The sequence below is a fragment of the Streptomyces sp. NPDC001832 genome, assembly GCF_040297265.1.
Lineage (GTDB): Bacteria > Actinomycetota > Actinomycetes > Streptomycetales > Streptomycetaceae > Streptomyces.
This window is the reverse complement of record NZ_JBEOYU010000001.1, coordinates 325,225-341,648: the sequence shown is the minus strand read 5'-3', so window position 1 is coordinate 341,648 and position 16,424 is coordinate 325,225. Positions and strand designations below refer to the sequence as shown.

The 16,424-nt window shown below is 70.8% G+C and carries 15 protein-coding genes; 11 read left to right on the top strand and 4 right to left on the bottom strand.

The genetic code is table 11. The features are described from left to right. Nucleotides 1–4 precede the first annotated feature (4 nt). From ABT115_RS01585 to ABT115_RS01575, 3 genes are all read left to right on the top strand, one after another. Complete coding sequence (locus ABT115_RS01585; RefSeq protein WP_351783050.1) at nucleotides 5–1,366, top strand: NYN domain-containing protein; 1,362 nt, start codon at nucleotides 5–7, stop codon at nucleotides 1,364–1,366. A gap of 285 nt (nucleotides 1,367–1,651) precedes the next feature. Beyond that, nucleotides 1,652–2,677 carry a C40 family peptidase gene (locus ABT115_RS01580; protein WP_351782691.1) on the top strand — a complete coding sequence of 342 codons (1,026 nt, stop codon included), beginning with the start codon at nucleotides 1,652–1,654 and terminating at the stop codon, nucleotides 2,675–2,677. A gap of 270 nt (nucleotides 2,678–2,947) precedes the next feature. Continuing rightward, the gene (locus tag ABT115_RS01575) at nucleotides 2,948–4,141 is read left to right on the top strand and encodes a hypothetical protein (RefSeq protein ID WP_502969008.1); all 1,194 of its coding nucleotides are present in this window, start codon (nucleotides 2,948–2,950) and stop codon (nucleotides 4,139–4,141) included. Between the two features lie 7 nt (nucleotides 4,142–4,148). Here the strand turns inward: ABT115_RS01575 and ABT115_RS01570 are convergent, their stop codons facing one another. Further along, nucleotides 4,149–5,396, bottom strand: coding sequence for a glycosyltransferase 87 family protein (locus ABT115_RS01570; RefSeq protein ID WP_351782688.1), 1,248 nt, complete (start codon nucleotides 5,394–5,396; stop codon nucleotides 4,149–4,151). Between the two features lie 109 nt (nucleotides 5,397–5,505). On the opposite strand from ABT115_RS01570, the gene ABT115_RS01565 reads away from it, so the two are divergent. After that, on the top strand, nucleotides 5,506–6,648 hold the full coding sequence (locus ABT115_RS01565; protein ID WP_351782685.1) for a glycosyltransferase family 4 protein: 1,143 nt from the start codon (nucleotides 5,506–5,508) through the stop codon (nucleotides 6,646–6,648). An 84-nt stretch (nucleotides 6,649–6,732) separates the two neighbouring features. On the opposite strand, the gene ABT115_RS01560 is transcribed toward ABT115_RS01565, so the two are convergent. Next, nucleotides 6,733–8,529 (bottom strand): AMP-dependent synthetase/ligase, encoded by a 1,797-nt coding sequence (locus tag ABT115_RS01560; protein ID WP_351782682.1) that lies wholly within the window; start codon nucleotides 8,527–8,529, stop codon nucleotides 6,733–6,735. A gap of 282 nt (nucleotides 8,530–8,811) precedes the next feature. On the opposite strand from ABT115_RS01560, the gene ABT115_RS01555 reads away from it, so the two are divergent. The 6 genes from ABT115_RS01555 to ABT115_RS01530 all read left to right on the top strand — a co-directional run bounded on the left by ABT115_RS01555 (nucleotide 8,812) and on the right by ABT115_RS01530 (nucleotide 13,898). Continuing rightward, nucleotides 8,812–9,618 carry a metallophosphoesterase family protein gene (locus ABT115_RS01555; RefSeq protein WP_351782679.1) on the top strand — a complete coding sequence of 269 codons (807 nt, stop codon included), beginning with the start codon at nucleotides 8,812–8,814 and terminating at the stop codon, nucleotides 9,616–9,618. Between the two features lie 107 nt (nucleotides 9,619–9,725). Then, nucleotides 9,726–10,175, top strand: coding sequence for an SRPBCC family protein (locus ABT115_RS01550; protein WP_351782676.1), 450 nt, complete (start codon nucleotides 9,726–9,728; stop codon nucleotides 10,173–10,175). Between the two features lie 4 nt (nucleotides 10,176–10,179). Continuing rightward, complete coding sequence (locus ABT115_RS01545) at nucleotides 10,180–11,505, top strand: ArsA family ATPase (protein WP_351782674.1); 1,326 nt, start codon at nucleotides 10,180–10,182, stop codon at nucleotides 11,503–11,505. A gap of 83 nt (nucleotides 11,506–11,588) precedes the next feature. After that, nucleotides 11,589–12,047 (top strand): DUF5304 domain-containing protein, encoded by a 459-nt coding sequence (locus ABT115_RS01540; RefSeq protein ID WP_351782671.1) that lies wholly within the window; start codon nucleotides 11,589–11,591, stop codon nucleotides 12,045–12,047. A gap of 72 nt (nucleotides 12,048–12,119) precedes the next feature. Further along, on the top strand, nucleotides 12,120–13,061 hold the full coding sequence (locus ABT115_RS01535) for an ROK family glucokinase (RefSeq protein WP_351782668.1): 942 nt from the start codon (nucleotides 12,120–12,122) through the stop codon (nucleotides 13,059–13,061). Between the two features lie 78 nt (nucleotides 13,062–13,139). Then, on the top strand, nucleotides 13,140–13,898 hold the full coding sequence (locus ABT115_RS01530; protein WP_351782665.1) for an endonuclease/exonuclease/phosphatase family protein: 759 nt from the start codon (nucleotides 13,140–13,142) through the stop codon (nucleotides 13,896–13,898). Nucleotides 13,899–13,977: 79 nt separating this feature from the next. On the opposite strand, the gene ABT115_RS01525 is transcribed toward ABT115_RS01530, so the two are convergent. Both ABT115_RS01525 and ABT115_RS01520 read right to left on the bottom strand, forming a co-directional pair. Further along, nucleotides 13,978–14,679, bottom strand: coding sequence for a hypothetical protein (locus ABT115_RS01525; protein ID WP_351782662.1), 702 nt, complete (start codon nucleotides 14,677–14,679; stop codon nucleotides 13,978–13,980). Further along, nucleotides 14,672–15,451, bottom strand: a complete 780-nt coding sequence (locus ABT115_RS01520; protein WP_351782659.1) for an alpha/beta hydrolase — start codon at nucleotides 15,449–15,451, stop codon at nucleotides 14,672–14,674. Before ABT115_RS01520 ends, ABT115_RS01525 begins: the two co-directional genes overlap by 8 nt. 207 nt (nucleotides 15,452–15,658) lie before the next feature. Between ABT115_RS01520 and ABT115_RS01515 the strand changes: the two genes are divergently transcribed. Continuing rightward, nucleotides 15,659–16,387 (top strand): lysophospholipid acyltransferase family protein, encoded by a 729-nt coding sequence (locus tag ABT115_RS01515; RefSeq protein WP_502969007.1) that lies wholly within the window; start codon nucleotides 15,659–15,661, stop codon nucleotides 16,385–16,387. Nucleotides 16,388–16,424 lie beyond the last annotated feature (37 nt).

Below are 16,424 nucleotides of genomic sequence, written 5' to 3'. Positions count from 1 at the left end.
GATGGTGGAGCAGCCCGCTAGCGGCGCAGAGTCGGCCGGCGCGGCCGACGACGCCGTCGAGGCGCTCGACCGCCCGCTGCCCGAAGGTGTGCGGCGACGGGTCGTCGCGCTGGTCTCGGACGCGTTCGGCGGCCTGACGGTCACCGAACTCCCGGCCCAGCTGAGACAGTACGTCCGCTTCACCCCGACCCGGCGCGCCAAGTTCGCCGGTAACGCGATGGCGGCCGCGCTGGAGGGCGACCCGCTGTTTCGGCAACGCATCTCCGAACGGCTCAAGGAGGGGCAGCCGGAGCTGACGGCCGCGCTGGAGGCAGGTTCGCCGCCCGCCGCCGCCGATCCCGTCGATGTGGCCGCCGCGGCCTATGTGCTGCGCCCGGCCGGCTGGGTGAAGCTGGTTGTCTCCGCCGGCGAGGAGGCCCGGCGGGCCGATAGCGAGCGTGCCGAAGAGGAGAGCCGCCGCGAGCTGGAACGGCTGCGCGAGGAACTCGCCCAGGCCCGTTCCCAGACGAAGAACGAGACCGAACGGCTCCGCGGCGAGCTGGACGCGGCCCGCAAGGAGGCCGAATCCCTTCAGCGGAAGCTGCGCAGTGCCGTCAACGAGGTCAAGCGCGGCGAGGCCGCGCTGCGCCGCAGCCGGGCCGAGATCGACGCCGTACGGTCCGAGGCGGCCGCTCAGGTCTCCGCGGCCGAGAGCGAGTCCCGTCGCCTCAAGGCGCGGCTCGGTGAGGCCGAGGCATCCGTCGAGGCGGGCCGCAGGGCCGCCAGGGAGGGCCGCTCGGTCGAGGACATGCGGCTGCGGCTGCTGCTGGACACGGTGCTCGACGCAGCCCGCGGGCTCCGTCGCGAACTGGCCCTGCCGCCCTCCTCGTTCCGCCCCGCGGACAGTGCCGACGCGGTCGAGCCCGGCAGGATGTCGCCCAAGGACATTGCCGCCAGGGCCCTTTCGGAGACCGATCCGGCCTTGCTCGACCAGTTGCTCGCGCTGCCGCAGGCACATCTGATCGTGGACGGCTACAACGTCACCAAGACCGGCTATCCCCAACTGCCGCTGGAGAAGCAGCGGCTGAGGTTGCTGGGCGGTCTCGCGGTCCTCGCGGCGCAGACCGGCGCCGAGATGACCTGTGTCTTCGACGGGGCCGAACTGGCCGCCCCGGTGCTGCTGGCGCCGCCGCGCGGGGTCCGGGTGCTGTTCAGCAAGCCTGGTGTGACCGCCGATGAACTCATCCGTCAGCTGGCGCGCGCCGAACCGCCGGGCCGGCCCGTCGTGGTGGTCTCCACCGATCGCGAAGTCGCCGACGGAGTAGCGAAGGCGGGCGCCAGGCCCGTTGCATCCGTCTTGCTCCTGAAGCGCCTTTCGCGCGTCTAGTGGCACTTGCCGGGACTCGGTGGAAATCAGGGAACGGACCGTCAAGTGACCGCTACGCCCTGTGTGATGTGGGTAAAGAAGTATCTCCTGTGACGAGATTTTTCTTGTGAGGATTTGAACTGATCACAAGTTGGTCACTAGGGTCGGGCCTCGAACCTTCGCACGGTTGATCACCCATCCGGGGTGACAGCGAAGGCACCGCCGAGTCCGTGACGTCCACGGAGCCGGGGATTCCAGTCCCCCCACAGCCCGGTAGGCGGCTCGAGGAAGAAGGAGCTCGCCTTCGTGGCGTCCCACCGTCGTCCCAAGCAGCCGAGCCGCGCCCGTGTGACTGTGCTCACCGCGACCGCCGCCGCGGCCGTGGCCCTGTCCTCCCAGGCGGCCCAAGCCGACCCGAAGCCCTCCAAGAGCGAGGTCAAGGCGGAGGTCGACAAGCTCTACCACGAGGCGGAGGTCGCCACCGAGCGGTACAACGGGGCCAAGGAGAAGCAGGAGAAGCTGGAGAAGGAAGTCAGCGCCCTGCAGGACAAGGTGGCCCGCGGGCAGCAGGAGGTCAACGCGCTCCGCAGCGGCCTCGGTTCGCTCGCCGCCGCGCAGTACCGCTCCGGTGGCATCGACCCGTCGGTACAGCTCTTCCTCTCCTCGGACCCCGACAGTTTCCTCGACGAGGCCTCGGCCCTCGACCAGTTGACGGCCAAGCAGACCGAGTCGCTGGAGAAGATCCAGGAGAAGCAGCGGGTCCTCGCACAGGAGCGCAAGGAGGCCCAGGACAAGCTCGATGATCTCGAGGAGGTCCGCAAGACGCTCGGCGAGAACAAGAAGAAGTTCCAGGGCAAGCTCGCCGAGGCGCAGAGCCTGCTCAACACCCTGACTGCCGCCGAGCGCGAGAAGATGCGCGAGGACGACCAGCGCGCCAGCCGCGCCGCGAGCGACCGGGTCGATCTGGGCAACGAGGCGCCCGCCTCCGGCCTTGGCGCCGCTGCCCTCCAGGCCGCCTCCACCCAGCAGGGCAAGCCGTACGTCTCCGGCGGCACCGGCCCCAACTCCTACGACTGCTCGGGCCTGACCCAGTGGGCCTACGCCCAGGCCGGCGTCAACATCACCCGCACCACGTACACCCAGATCAACGAGGGCACCCAGATAGGGCGCGGCGCGCTGAAGCCGGGCGACCTGGTCTTCTTCAACAACACCTCGCACGTGGGCCTCTACGCGGGCAACAACACCGTCCTGCACGCCCCGTACCCGGGCGCGGTGGTCCGCTACGAGTCGATGAACACCATGGGCAGCTTCCAGGTCGGCGTGCGTATCTGACGACGCCCGAACGGGCGAATTCCCGCGCCCGCGCAGACAGTCCGCCCCGCCGGAGACCACAAGTCACCGGCGGGGCTTACCTGTTCGCGTCACCCCGTCCGCCCGGTGCGGCCTTTGGCCGCTCCATAACCGTCCGACTACTGCCTGCCTGCTGTGCGGCGTCTCCTCGGTCACCCGCGTCCGACGCGTATCCTCGACCGGGTGACCTGGATCGGCGGACGGCACACCGCACGGGCGGGGCGTGACGCAGTACTGCGCACGGCGGGAGTGCTGCTCGCCGGGATGCTGTTCGCCTCCGCCTGCGCGGCCCCCGGCGACAGCGCCGCCCCGGACTCCACCGCCCGCTCCATCCGCGCCACCTTGGACCGTCGCGCAGCCGCTGTACTGGATCACGATGCGGATGCCTATCTGGCCGCCATACACCCGCAGGCCACCGGGTTGCGCGCGGCCCAGCGCAGGGAACTGGACAACCTCGCGGACGTACCGCTGAGCTCATGGACGTACGAGCTGACGGACCTGACCGGACAGGGCGCCTACCGGGCCACTGCGGACGTCCGGCTGCGCTACCGGATCAAGGGCTACGACGCCGCCCCGGTAGTCGCGGACCGGGTGCTCGATCTGAGACGGGACAGCGCGGACGGCCGCTGGTACATCGTCGGCGACCGGGCGGGAAAGGGCGGCGGCCAGCAGCTCTGGCAGCAGGGCGATGTCCAGGTGGTACGCGCAGAGCACAGCCTTGTCCTCGGGGTTGGCCGCACCGAGCAGGAGCTGCACCGGATCGCCCAGGCCGCGGACCGTGCGGTGCCCGCCGTCTCGGACGCCTGGCCGGAACGCTGGGCCGGCCGCGTGGTGGTGCTCGTACCGCACACCGTGGAGGACATGGCGGGGCTGCTGGGGTCACCGGTGGCGAACTACCGGGGCATCGCGGCGGTCACCACCGGACAGACCGGCGGCCCGGACCGGGCGCCCACGGACCGGGTGATCGTCAACCCGCAGGCGTACGGCATGCTCGGCACCTTCGGGCAGCGGATCGTCCTCACCCACGAGACCACCCACGTGGCCACCCGCACCCGCACCTCCGCCGCCACCCCGACCTGGCTCTCCGAGGGCTTCGCCGACTGGGCGGCCTACCGCGCCGAGGACCGTACCGCCGCGCAGGCCGCGCCCGAACTGGCCGACGCGGTCCTGAGCGGCGATCTGCCCGCCGGACTCCCCACGGACGAGGACTTCGGCTTCGCGGGCGACTCGGCGCGCCTGGCGAGGGCGTACGAGGGAGCCTGGCTGGCCTGCGAGCTGATCGCCGATCACTGGGGCGAAACGAAGCTGTTCGCCTTTTACCAGGCCGTTGGAGGGCACCCGGGGCGGGACGGGGCGGTGGAGCAGGCCATGCGGGAGGTGCTCGCCACGACCCCGCAGGACTTCACGGCACGCTGGCGGGAGTATCTGCGCTCCCGGCTCGGCTGAGAGGCTGTCAGGTGCCGACCGGCTCCGCTTCCCGGCTGGCGCCGGACCGCGCAGCCGCCCGCCACCCGCCCTTGCGCGGCACCCCGGACACCGTCTGCCGCCACAGCTGCCGGCAGGCGATCAGCGTCGCCGCGACCAGCAGGCCGTTGCGCAGGAACATCAGGGTCACACCCGTCGCGTCGCTGGTCACCACATGGCCGAACCCGAGCGGGAACTCCAGCTGAGTGACACCCGTGGCGAGCAGCACCAGAACGGCCGGCAGCCCCATCCGGCTGTCGCGGAAGAGCACGCAGACCGCCGCCAGGCCGACCAGCCACAGCATGTACTGGGGGCTGATCACCCGGCTCGTCGTCGTGAACAGCAGCACCGCCGTGAACGCCGCGTCGGCCGCGGTGTTCACCCGGAAGTCACGGGCCCGCAGCCGCCACACCAGCAGCCAGCCGAACGCCACGACGGACAGACCGAGGGCGAGCGCGCTCACCAGCGGTACATACGGACCAAGGAACTCCAGCGAGCCGTAGTGCAGCTCCACCCGGCCCTGCCAGCCGAACTGCCGCCACACATGGAAGACCAGCGCCCCCAGCGACTCGACCTCGGTGCCCCGGTCGCGTTGGAAGCCGAGAAAGGCCAGCGCACCGGGCATCGCCGCGATGCACACCAACAGCAGCCCGGCCGCCGCCACCGCAGCGGCCGTCCACGCCCGGCGCGTCTGCGACCCACGAGCGGTACCGGCCAGGATCAGCGCCGGCCACACCTTCAGCAGCGCACCGACCGCGGCCAGCACCCCCAGCACCCGCGGATGCCGCACCCCCGCCAGCAGCGCCGCCACCGCCACCGCCACCACCATCACGTCGTAGCGGGCGTACGCGGTCGTACCGAGCAGCGGCACCCCCGCCACCCACACCCAGGCGCCCGCCCACCGGCCGGTCCGGCGGCCCGCGTACAGCAGCAGCCCCAGCACCAGCCCGTCGCACAGGAACGCGAGGACGAAGAAGGCCGAGGTGTAGTCCAGGAACGGCAGCAGGGCGGGGGAGAGGATGGCGAGCGCGGCGAGCGGCGGGTACTGCCAGGTGACGTCGGACTGCGGGTACGTACCGGTCTTCAGGACCTCGGACCAGCCGTGATAGATCACCGACACATCACTGGTCACGTCCGGTCCGGGCAACGTGATCACCTTCGTGACACAGAGCAGCAGCGCGACCCTGGTGAGGGCCCACACCGCCAGAGCGAGCCGCGCGCCGGTCGATCCCGTCATGAACGCTTCATCCGTTTCGTCAGTGGTACTCGGGGTGTAAGACGAGTCATCATGCCCGCCCGGCCCGCGAGAGAGCCATCGGCCCGGCCGCCCGGTACTGTCGGCCGGGATGGACAAGACCCTGATCGTGACGAACGACTTCCCGCCCCGCCCCGGTGGCATCCAGGCATTCCTGCACAACATGGCACTGCGTCTGGACCCCGGACAGATCGTCGTATACGCCTCCACCTGGAAGCACAGCCCCGAAGGCATCGCGGCCACCGCCGCCTTCGACGCCGAGCAGCCGTTCACCGTCGTCCGCGACCGTACGACGATGCTGCTGCCGACCCCGCGGGTCACCCGGCGCGCGGTGCAGCTGCTGCGCGTGCACGGCTGCACATCTGTCTGGTTCGGCGCCGCGGCCCCGCTCGGGCTGATGGCTCCGGCGCTGCGCAGGGCCGGAGCCCGCCGCCTGGTCGCCACCACGCATGGGCACGAGGCGGGCTGGGCCCAGCTGCCCGCGGCCCGGCAGTTGCTGGGAAGGATCGGCGAAAGCACGGACACGATCACCTACCTCGGGGAGTACACCCGCTCCCGGATCGCCACCGCACTCAGCCCCGAGGCGGCCGACCGCATGGTCCAACTGCCGCCCGGAGTCGACGAGAAGACCTTCCACCCGGGCTCCGGCGGGTACCTGATCAGGGCACGTCTCGGGCTCTCGGACCGGCCCGTCGTCGTCTGTGTGTCACGGCTCGTGCCGCGCAAGGGCCAGGACACGCTGATCCTCGCGATGCCCGCGATCCTGGCGCAGGTGCCGGACACGGTGCTGTTGATCGTCGGTGGCGGACCGTACGCCAAGGAGCTGAAGCGGCTGGCGGAGGAGACGGGGGTCGGCGACTCGGTGCGCTTCACCGGGCCGGTGCCGTGGGACGAGCTGCCCGCCCACTACGGCGCGGGCGACGTCTTCGCCATGCCGTGCCGGACCCGCCGCGGCGGCCTCGACGTGGAGGGCCTCGGCATCGTCTTCCTGGAGGCGTCCGCGACCGGACTGCCAGTGGTGGCAGGCGACTCGGGCGGTGCGCCGGACGCCGTGCTCGACGGTGAGACCGGGTGGGTGGTGCGCGGCGGCTCCGCGGAGGAGTCGGCCGACCGGATCGTCACCCTGCTCCGCGACCCGGAGCTGCGGCAGCGGATGGGGGAGCGGGGGCGGACCTGGGTCGAGGAGAAGTGGCGCTGGGACCTGCTGGCCGAGAGACTCCGTGCGCTGCTCTGACCCCACGTGAAGCGGTACGTGAAGCCCGCGAGGACGTGAGAGGGGCCCGCGCACACCGTGCGGGCCCCTCTCACGTGGTTCCTGTCAGCCCCGGTAGATCGACTCGACCTCGTCCGCGAAGTCCTTCGCCACCACATTCCGCTTCAGCTTCAGCGACGGCGTGATGTGACCCGCCTCCTCCGTGAACTGGGAGGCCAGGATGCGGAACTTGCGTACCGACTCCGCCTTGGACACCGCGGCGTTCCCGTCGTCCACCGCCCGCTGCACCTCGGCCAGCAGCTCCGGGTCCTCACGCAGCGACACGGCCGTCGAGCCGGCCGGCTTGCCGTGCTCCTCGGCCCAGCGGCCCAGGAACTCCTCGTCCAGGGTGATCAGCGCGCCCACGAAAGGCCGTCCGTCGCCGACCACCATGCACTCGGCGACCAGGGCGTGCCCGCGGATGCGGTCCTCGATCACCGCGGGAGCGACGTTCTTGCCGCCCGCCGTGACGATGATCTCCTTCTTGCGGCCGGTGATCGTGAGATAGCCGTCCTCGTCGAGCATGCCGATGTCGCCCGTGTGGAACCAGCCGTCGTCCAGCGCCTCGGCCGACGCCGCCTCGTTGTTCCAGTATCCGGTGAACAGGTGCTCGCCGTGCAGCAGCACCTCGCCGTCGTCGCCGATCCGGACGACCGAGCCGGGCAGCGGCTGGCCGACCGTACCGATCTTCTGCCGGTCCCACGGATTGAAGGTGGTGGCCGCACAGGTCTCGGTGAGGCCGTAACCCTCGAGGACGGTGAAGCCGATACCGCGGAAGAAGTGGCCGAGCCGCTCGCCCAGCGGTGCGCCGCCGGAGATCGCGTACTCGCCGCGTCCACCGAGCACGGCCCGCAGCTTGCCGTAGACCAGCCGATCGAAGATCTTGTGCTTGAACTTCAGGCCCATGGACGGGCCCTGAGCGGTACTCAGCGCGCGGCTGTACGCAATCGCCGTGTCCGCGGCCTTGTCGAAGATCTTGCCCTTGCCGTCGGCCTGCGCCTTGGCGCGCGCCGCGTTGTAGACCTTCTCGAAAACCCGCGGCACACCGAGGATCAACGTCGGCCGGAAGGAGGCCAGTTCATCGGTGAGGTTCTTGATGTCCGGTACGCAGCCGAGCTTGATCGGGGCCATCACCGAGGCCACCTCGACCAGCCGTCCGAAGACATGCGCGGCGGGCAGGAAGAGCAGTACCGAACACTCGCCGGTACGGAAGAGGGGCTTCAGCCGCTCCACCACATTGCCGCACTCCGCGAAGAAGCTGCGGTGCGTGAGCACACAACCCTTGGGACGGCCGGTGGTGCCCGAGGTGTAGACGATGGTGGCCGGATCGTCGGCCCGGGCGCTCGCGCTGCGCAGGTCCACGGTCTCCTCCGAGACCTCCGCACCCGCCGCGGTCAGCTCGTCGACTGCGCCCTTGTCGATCTGCCACACATGGCGCAGCTCCGGCAGCCGGTCGCGCACCGAGGCGACGGATGCCGCGTGCGCGTCGCTCTCCACGAGGACCGCGACCGCGCCCGAGTCGCCCAGGATCCACTGCACCTGCTCGGCGGAGCTGGTCTCGTACACCGGCACCGTGACCGCGCCCGCGCTCCAGATCGCGAAGTCCAGCTGCACCCACTCGTAGCGGGTACGGGACATCAGGCCGACCCGGTCACCGGGCTGGACGCCCGCGGCGATCAGGCCCTTGGCGGCAGCCCTGACCTCGGCCAGGAACTGTGCGGCGCCGACGTCGGTCCACCTGCCCGCCACCTTGCGGCTCATCACCGCGACATCGGGATGCTGAGCGGCATTGCGGCGGATGAGATCCGTCAGGTTGCCGTCCGAGGGGACCTCGTACAGGGCCGGAAGGCTGAACTCGCGCAAGACTGCTGCTCCTCATCGGGCTCCGGTGCCACGGCTCTGTGTGACGCACCGGCTGCGGTCCGAGATGGGCGGGTGCTCAGTGGGGGTGAGCACGATTGGACCTGCCCGGACGTTACCCACCAGTACTCGGTTACCGATAGGGGGTTCCGGCCAGATGTCTTACGCGTCACACACAACGGTGATCCTTGCGCGCACAGTAGTCCACTGCGGTGACCGCCCGGAGGTCGTCGCAGGTCCGGCGGCCTCTACCCAGGTGGAGAACAGAGTTCTAGGGTGATCGCCATGCCAGCCGTACCGAACAGCCGAGGAACCTCGACCGCACGGCGCACGCGCGTTCATGTGGTCAGTGACGTGCACGGCAACACCGAGGCCCTGGCCCGCGCCGGGGACGGCGCCGACGCGCTGATCTGCCTCGGTGACCTGGTGCTCTTCCTCGACTACGCCGACCACTCGCGCGGCATCTTCCCCGATCTGTTCGGCGTGCGGAACGCCGACCGGATCGTCGAACTGCGCACCGCTCGCCGCTTCGAGGAGGCCCGCGAGTTCGGCCGCGGCCTGTGGGCGGGCATGGACCGCAACGCCGCGATCGTCTCGGCGGTGCGCAAGCAGTACGCCGAACTCTTCGCCGCTTTCCCCACCCCGACGTACGCCACCTATGGCAACGTCGACATCCCCGGCCTGTGGCCCGAGTACGCGCACCCGGGCATGACCGTCCTCGACGGTGACCGCGTCGAGATCGGCGGCCGCGTATTCGGCTTCGTCGGCGGTGGCCTGAAGACCCCGATGAACACCCCGTACGAGATCGGCGACGAGGAGTACGCGGCCAAGATCGAGGCCATCGGGCCGGTCGACGTGCTCTGCACCCACATCCCGCCCGAAGTGCCGGAGCTGACGTACGACACGGTGGCGCGCCGCTTCGAACGCGGGAGCCGGGCCCTGCTCGACGCCATCCGCAGGACCCGACCCCGGTACGCACTGTTCGGCCATGTCCACCAGCCGCTGGTCCGCCGGATGCGGATCGGCGCCACCGAATGCGTGAACGTCGGCCACTTCGCTTCCACCGGCAGGCCCTGGGCCCTGGAGTGGTGACCGCACCGGCGCCGGACCCTGGAACGAGGCGCCGCGCACACGCGATAGCCTTCTGACGGCAGGCCTCTGCCGACGCACCGGTACACCGCACTGGAGGAGCCACGGCGATGGCTGAACACACCAGCTCGAGCATCACGATCGAGGCGGCGCCGGCCGACGTCATGGGAGTGATCGCCGACTTCGCCCGCTATCCGGAGTGGACCGGCGAAGTCAAGGAGGCCGAGGTCCTCTCCATCGACGGCCAGGGCCGTGCCGAGAAGGTCCGTCTCGTCCTCGACGCCGGAGCGATCAAGGACGACCACACCCTCGCGTACACCTGGATCGACGACTACGAGGTCGGCTGGACCCTCGTCAAGTCCCAGATGCTGCGCGCCATCGACGGCTCCTACGCGCTGGCCCCGCTCGGCGACGGCGAGCGCACCGAGGTCACCTACCGGCTGACCGTCGACGTCAAGATCCCGATGCTCGGCATGATCAAACGCAAGGCGGAGAAGGTCATCATCGACCGGGCCCTGGCCGGCCTGAAGAAGCGCGTCGAGTCCGTCCCGAAGGCCTGACCCGGTGCGTACGGTCCTCGTCACCGGCCCCGGCGGCGCCGGCCGTACCACCCTCGCGGCAGCGACCGCGCTGGCCGCGGCCCGCCGAGGGCGCCGCACCCTGCTGCTCTCCGCCGACGCCGTACCCGGCTTCCCCGAAGGCACGGAACCCACCGAGGTCACGGCCGGCCTTTGGTCCGCCCGCATCGACTCCGGCGAACACTTCCGCAGCGAACTGCTCACCCTCCAGGACCAGGCGTCCGGTGTGCTCGACCTGCTCGGCGGGAACCGGCTGGACAGCGAGGAACTCACCGAACTCCCCGGCAGCGCCCAGCTCGCCCTGCTGCACGCCCTGCGCCGCGCCGCCCAGGGCGACTGGTCGCCGAGCGGCTACGAACTCCTCGTCGTCGACCTGCCGCCGCTGCGCGAAGCGCTCGCCGTACTCGCCCTGCCCGAACAGCTGCGCCGCTATCTGCGTCGGCTGCTGCCCGAGGAACGCCAGGCCGCACGCGCCCTGCGCCCGATGCTCGCCCAGCTCGCCGGCGTACCCATGCCCGCCCAGTGGCTGTACGAGGCCGCCGCCCGCAGGGACGCCGAGCTGGCCGCCGTCCAGGCGCTGATCGAGGACCGGGGCACCACGCTGCGGCTGGTCGCCGAACCCGGCCCCGCCGCCGAGGACGCCCTGCGCACCGCCCGCACCGGACTTGCCCTGCATGGACTGCGCGTCGACACCCTCGCGGTGAACCGGGTACTGCCCAGGCACTCCGGCGACCCCTGGTTCGCGGCCCTCGCCGCGCAGCAGGAGAAGACGATCGAGCACTGGTACGAGGAATGGGCGCCCGCTGCGGCCCTGTGCGAAGTGCCCCACCTCGGCCGCGATCCGCGGGGCCTGGACGACCTCACTCTCCTCGACACCGGAGCCGGCTGCACCGTCCGCGAGGAGGCGGGCACCGGCGGCGGCCTCGTCGGGGGCGACGGACTCGCCGCGGAGCTGGACGACCGGAGCCCCGGCCGGGCCGACGACCCCTGGTGGATCGAGGACCCGAACGCCCCGGACGACCTCGACGAGCTGCGGCCGCTGCTGCCCGGCAGCCGGATCGTGAACACCCCGTCGTCCGGCGACGGCGACTTGGTTCTGGTCTGGTGCCTGCCCCTGCCCGGCGCCGTCAAGTCGGACCTCCAACTGGTGCGACGCGGCAACGAACTGCTCCTCACGGTGGGCCCGTTCCGCCGGATCGTCCCCCTGGAGTCCGGTCTGCGCCGCTGCACCGTCTCCGGTGCCGCCCTCACCGACGGGGTACTCCGGGTCCGGTTCACGCCGGACCCCGGTCTGTGGCCCCGCACGAGCTGAACGGCGCATCACGGTTCGGGTAACGTCGGTAGTACATGCCCCGTATGCCGGGTCGCCGACACACCACGTCGCAGGAGTCCGTCATGAGCGAAGCCGCCGATCGTCCCGTCGACGACGACGCGTGGGCGAAGGCCTGCGCCGAGGACCTCGAAGCGGAGAAGGCCCGCCGCCGCTCCCAGTACGGCCCGCCGCCCGGCTCCGCAGCCGAGGAGCTGCGCAAGCTGGTCGACGCCGTGGCCGACAAGGTCTCGTCCCTCCAGTCGCCGCTGTTCGGCGCGGCGGCCCAGGGCACCGTGCAGCAGATCATCAAGCAGGCCAAGTCCGCCGTCGCGCCCGTCATCGAACGCAATCCGGACGTCTTCGACCACATCGCCGCGGCCGGCAACGAACTCCTCGCCGCCTACCGGTCCGCCGTGGAAGGCCAGGAACGCCGCTGGACGCAGGGCGCAGGGGACCCCGCAGGCACCGAAAAGAAGGACGGCGATCCCACCGACCCGCGCGACGAGGGTCCTGCCGCGGGCGAACACATCGACCTGGACTGACCGGCACCGATGGGCCGGGTCCGGCTCGGGTACGGTTGGCCGCAGCGGGGCTCGACCGAAACTGAGGGATTCATGGGACTCACCATCGGCGTCGATATCGGCGGCACGAAGATCGCAGCTGGAGTGGTCGACGAAGAGGGACAGATCCTCTCGATGTTCAAGGTGTCGACCCCGCCGACGGCCGAAGCCATTGTGGACGCGATCGCGACGGCCGTGTCCGGCGCGAGCGAGGGACACCAGATCGACGCTGTCGGCATCGGCGCCGCCGGATATGTCGACGACAAGCGCGCCACCGTGCTGTTCGCGCCGAACATCGACTGGCGGCACGAGCCGCTGAAGGACAAGGTCGAACAGCGCGTCGGCCTTCCGGTCGTCGTCGAGAACGACGCCAACGCCGCCGCCTGGGGCGAGTACCGCTTCGGTGCCGGACAGGGCCACGACGACGTCATCTGCATCACACTCGGCACCGGTCTCGGTGGCGGCGTCATCATCGGCAACAAGCTGCGCCGCGGACGCTTCGGTGTGGCCGCCGAGTTCGGCCACATCCGGGTCGTCCCGGACGGCCTGCTCTGCGGCTGCGGCAGCCAGGGCTGCTGGGAGCAGTACGCATCCGGGCGCGCACTCGTCCGGTACGCCAAGCAGCGCGCCAACGCCACCCCTTCGAGCGCCGCGATCCTGCTGTCGCTCGGCGACGGCACGGTGGACGGCATCGAGGGCAAGCACATCAGTGCGGCCGCCCGGCAGGGCGACGCGGTCGCGATCGACTCGTTCCGCGAGCTGGCCCGCTGGGCCGGAGCCGGACTCGCCGACCTCGCCTCGCTCTTCGACCCGTCCGCTTTCATCATCGGCGGCGGCGTGTCGGACGAGGGCGAGCTCGTCCTCGAGCCGATCCGCAAGTCGTTCCGGCGCTGGCTGATCGGCGGCGAGTGGCGTCCGCACGCCCAGGTGCTCGCGGCCCAACTGGGCGGCAAGGCAGGTCTGGTGGGCGCGGCGGACCTGGCTCGCCAGGGCTGAACCACCCGGAACCGGACAGAGCCGTACGCCCGTCGCGCCCCCTGGGGAGCGGCGGGCGTGGGTCGTATCGTGAGCCCCATGGTTCTGACGCCGCTGCCCGACTCCCGTACCGAGCCGGATGGTTCGGCCGTCATCAGAGTGCTCAGCTACAACGTCCGGTCGATGCGCGGCGACCGCGAGGCACTGGCCCGCGTCATCAGCGCCTGCGACCCCGACCTCGTCCTCATCCAGGAAGCCCCGCGCTTCTTCCGCTGGCGCAAGCGCGCCGCCTGGCTCGCGGCCCGCACCGACCTGGTCGTCCTGAGCGGCGGCGCAACGGCGGCCGGGCCACTGCTGCTCTGCTCGCTGCGGGCCACGGTGGAGCGGACACAGGACGTGCTGCTGCCGCGCACTCCCGGACTGCACCGCAGGGGCTTCGCCACGTCAGTGGTACGGATCGCGGGCACCCGGATCGGCCTGCTGAGCTTCCATCTGAGCCTGCAGCACGACGAACGCCTGGCCCAGACGGAGAGGCTGCTGCAACGGCTGGCCGCGATGGGCGCCGAGCACGCCATCGCGGCCGGCGACCTCAACGACGTACCGACCGGGACCGCGTTCCGGCAGCTGGCCGGACGGCTCCAGGACTGCTGGGCAGTCCGGCCGTGGGGTGACGAGTACACCTTCTCGCCGGACCATCCGCGGCGGCGCATCGACGCGGTGTTCGCGACGGGCGGGATCGAGGTGCTGGGCTGCGGTGTCCCCGCAGGACTGCCCGGTGTCACCGACAAGGACCTGCGGGCGGCCACTGACCACCTGCCGGTGCTGGCGGCACTACGGGTGCCCGCGACCAGGCCCTGAGCCGCGCGGCAACAGCTGACGACCTCGCCCACTGCCAATCGTGGGCGAGGTCGTAAGGGCCACCTCGACCGGCCCGGTCTCAGACCACCGCTCCGCGCCCCGGGTCGTCGCCGTCCTCGTCGTCGTCCTCCATCCGCGCCACCAGGGTGACGAAGCCACCCAGGAAGCCGCCGACGCAGACCGTCGTGAGCCACCAGGTCATGTCCCACCGCAGCAGCACCGCGACCAGCATCAGCACCGGACCGCCGACGACCGCGAGCCAGGCGAACTTCGCCGTGACATCGGCCTCCGGCAGCGGCGGCGGCTCCGGGGGGACGAAATGCCCCTCGTCGCTGTCGTCGATGTCGCCGTCCTTCGGCTCCTCGACCTCGTAGTCGCGCGGACCGGCGACGCCGGGGGCGAACACGATCGAGCTGCCGAGCGGCTTCTCCGGCGGCTTCGGGGTCTTCTTCCCGACCCCCTTGTCCGGATCCAGGACGCCCGACTGATCGCCCTCCAGCAGCGCGAGATCCTCGACCGACCTGAACGGCCTGGCGCCCGGCGGGTCGGCCGGTTCCTCGCCGTACCCCGCCACGATCGCCTTCCACGCGGCGTCCTCGTCGATCGGCCGGCCGGACCGCTCGCCGTCGGCGCCCGGCGGCACTTCCTGGGCAGCAGCATCCTGCGGACCCGTACCGTCGTCGGGGGCGGGCGCTCCCTTCGCGGGAAGGTCAGTTCCTTCCGGGGGCAGGGACTCGGGTCCCTCCTCGCTGCCCGCGCGCTCCGCGTCGTGCTCAGCCACCTGACGTGCTCCCCTTCTTGCCGACGCTCGGAGCGAGGCGGCCGATGAACCGGTAGCTCTCGTCGAAGATCCGCTCCGCATCGTGGTCCAACGTCGCGACGTGGTAGCTCTGTTCCAGCAGGATCTCCTCGACATCCGTCGACGACACCCGGCTGAGGATCCGGGCCGAGTCGGCGGGCGGCACCACATGGTCCTGCGGGCTGTGCAGCAAGACGATCGGCTGGGTGACCTGGGGCAGTTCGGCGTCGACCAGGCGGAAGAAATTCCGCAGCGAATACGCCGCGTGCAACGGCACTCGGTCGTACCCCACCTCGGCGGAGCCCTCCAGGGCGATATCGCTCACCAGCCCCTTCGTCGTCCGCACCAGGTGGCGGGCGACCGGCAGTGCGTACGCCGACAGGCCGTGCACCCTGTTCGCCGGATTGACGAGCACCAGACCGCTGATCGCGTCCCCGTGCTTCGCCGCCAGCCGCAGCGTCAGCGCGCCGCCCATGGAAAGCCCGAAGACGAAGACCTGGCTGCACCGCTCCACCAGGGCGCGCAGCTCCCGGTCCACCTCCGCGTACCAGTCCTGCCAGCCCGTGAGCTGCATGTCCTCCCAGCGGGTACCGTGCCCGGGCAGCAGCGGCAGCGAGACGGTGAGTCCGCGCTCCGCCAGATAGCCGGCCCAGGGGCGCAGCGACTGCGGGGAACCGGTAAATCCGTGACAGAGAAGGACGCCGACCTCTCCGCCCTCGTGGCGGAACGGCTCGGCTCCAGGCAGGACCGGCACCAAGGTCTCCTGTTCGTGAGGCTCGAAGGGGAGCGAAAGGGGGAGTGCAGAAGGATTAACCTCACCGTACGCGACCGGACCGACACCGACCAGGGGCGTCACGGCGCCGGCCGCTTCGGCTCCGTGCCGGGCGGGAACACGGACGGCCCCACGGGATAAGGTCTGTCGGACAGCACACAGGAGGCACCCGAGTTGATCTACGGCGCAATGAAGTTCTCCGTCGGCGGCTTGTTGAAGCTCGCCTTCAGGCCGTGGGTGGAGGGCCTGGAGAACATCCCCGCGCAGGGGCCGGCGATTCTCGCGAGCAACCACCTGTCGTTCTCCGACTCCTTCTTCCTGCCGGCCGTCCTGGACCGCAAGGTCACCTTCATCGCCAAGTCCGAGTACTTCACCGCGCCCGGCGTGAAGGGCAAACTGACCGCCGCCTTCTTCAAAGGTGTCGGCCAGCTCCCGGTGGACCGCTCGGGTGCTCGTGGCGCCGGCGAGGCGGCCATCAAGGCGGGCATCGAAGTCATCGAGAGCGGCGGGCTCTTCGGTATCTACCCGGAGGGCACCCGCTCGCCCGACGGCCGGCTCTACCGCGGCAAGCCCGGCGGACTGGCCCGGGTGGCGCTGGCCACCGGAGCGCCCGTCATCCCCGTCGCGATGATCGACACGGAGAAGATCCAGCCGCCGGGCCAGGTGATTCCCAAGCTGATGCGCCCGGGTATCAGGATCGGCAAGCCGCTCGACTTCAGCCGGTACCACGGGATGGAGGGGGACCGCTTCATCCTGCGCTCGGTCACCGACGAGGTGATGTACGAGATCATGAAGCTTTCCGGCCAGGAGTACGTCGACATCTACGCGACCGCCGCCAAGCGGCAGATCGCGGACGAGGCGAAGCGCCGTGCCGAGGAGGAGAAGCAGACGCGCAGAGCGTCCGGAACGCAAGGGTGACGGAACGGTTCGGCGCGTAGCCGCGTCGTTTCCGTCC

Coding starts and splice junctions, on each gene's coding strand:
- ABT115_RS01570 (WP_351782688.1), bottom strand. CDS start 5,396: ATGACGGGATCGACCGGCGCGCGGCTCGCTCTGGCGGTGTGGGCCCTC.
- ABT115_RS01565 (WP_351782685.1), top strand. CDS start 5,506: ATGGACAAGACCCTGATCGTGACGAACGACTTCCCGCCCCGCCCCGGT.
- ABT115_RS01555 (WP_351782679.1), top strand. CDS start 8,812: ATGCCAGCCGTACCGAACAGCCGAGGAACCTCGACCGCACGGCGCACG.
- ABT115_RS01550 (WP_351782676.1), top strand. CDS start 9,726: ATGGCTGAACACACCAGCTCGAGCATCACGATCGAGGCGGCGCCGGCC.
- ABT115_RS01540 (WP_351782671.1), top strand. CDS start 11,589: ATGAGCGAAGCCGCCGATCGTCCCGTCGACGACGACGCGTGGGCGAAG.
- ABT115_RS01535 (WP_351782668.1), top strand. CDS start 12,120: ATGGGACTCACCATCGGCGTCGATATCGGCGGCACGAAGATCGCAGCT.
- ABT115_RS01530 (WP_351782665.1), top strand. CDS start 13,140: ATGGTTCTGACGCCGCTGCCCGACTCCCGTACCGAGCCGGATGGTTCG.
- ABT115_RS01515 (WP_502969007.1), top strand. CDS start 15,659: ATGAAGTTCTCCGTCGGCGGCTTGTTGAAGCTCGCCTTCAGGCCGTGG.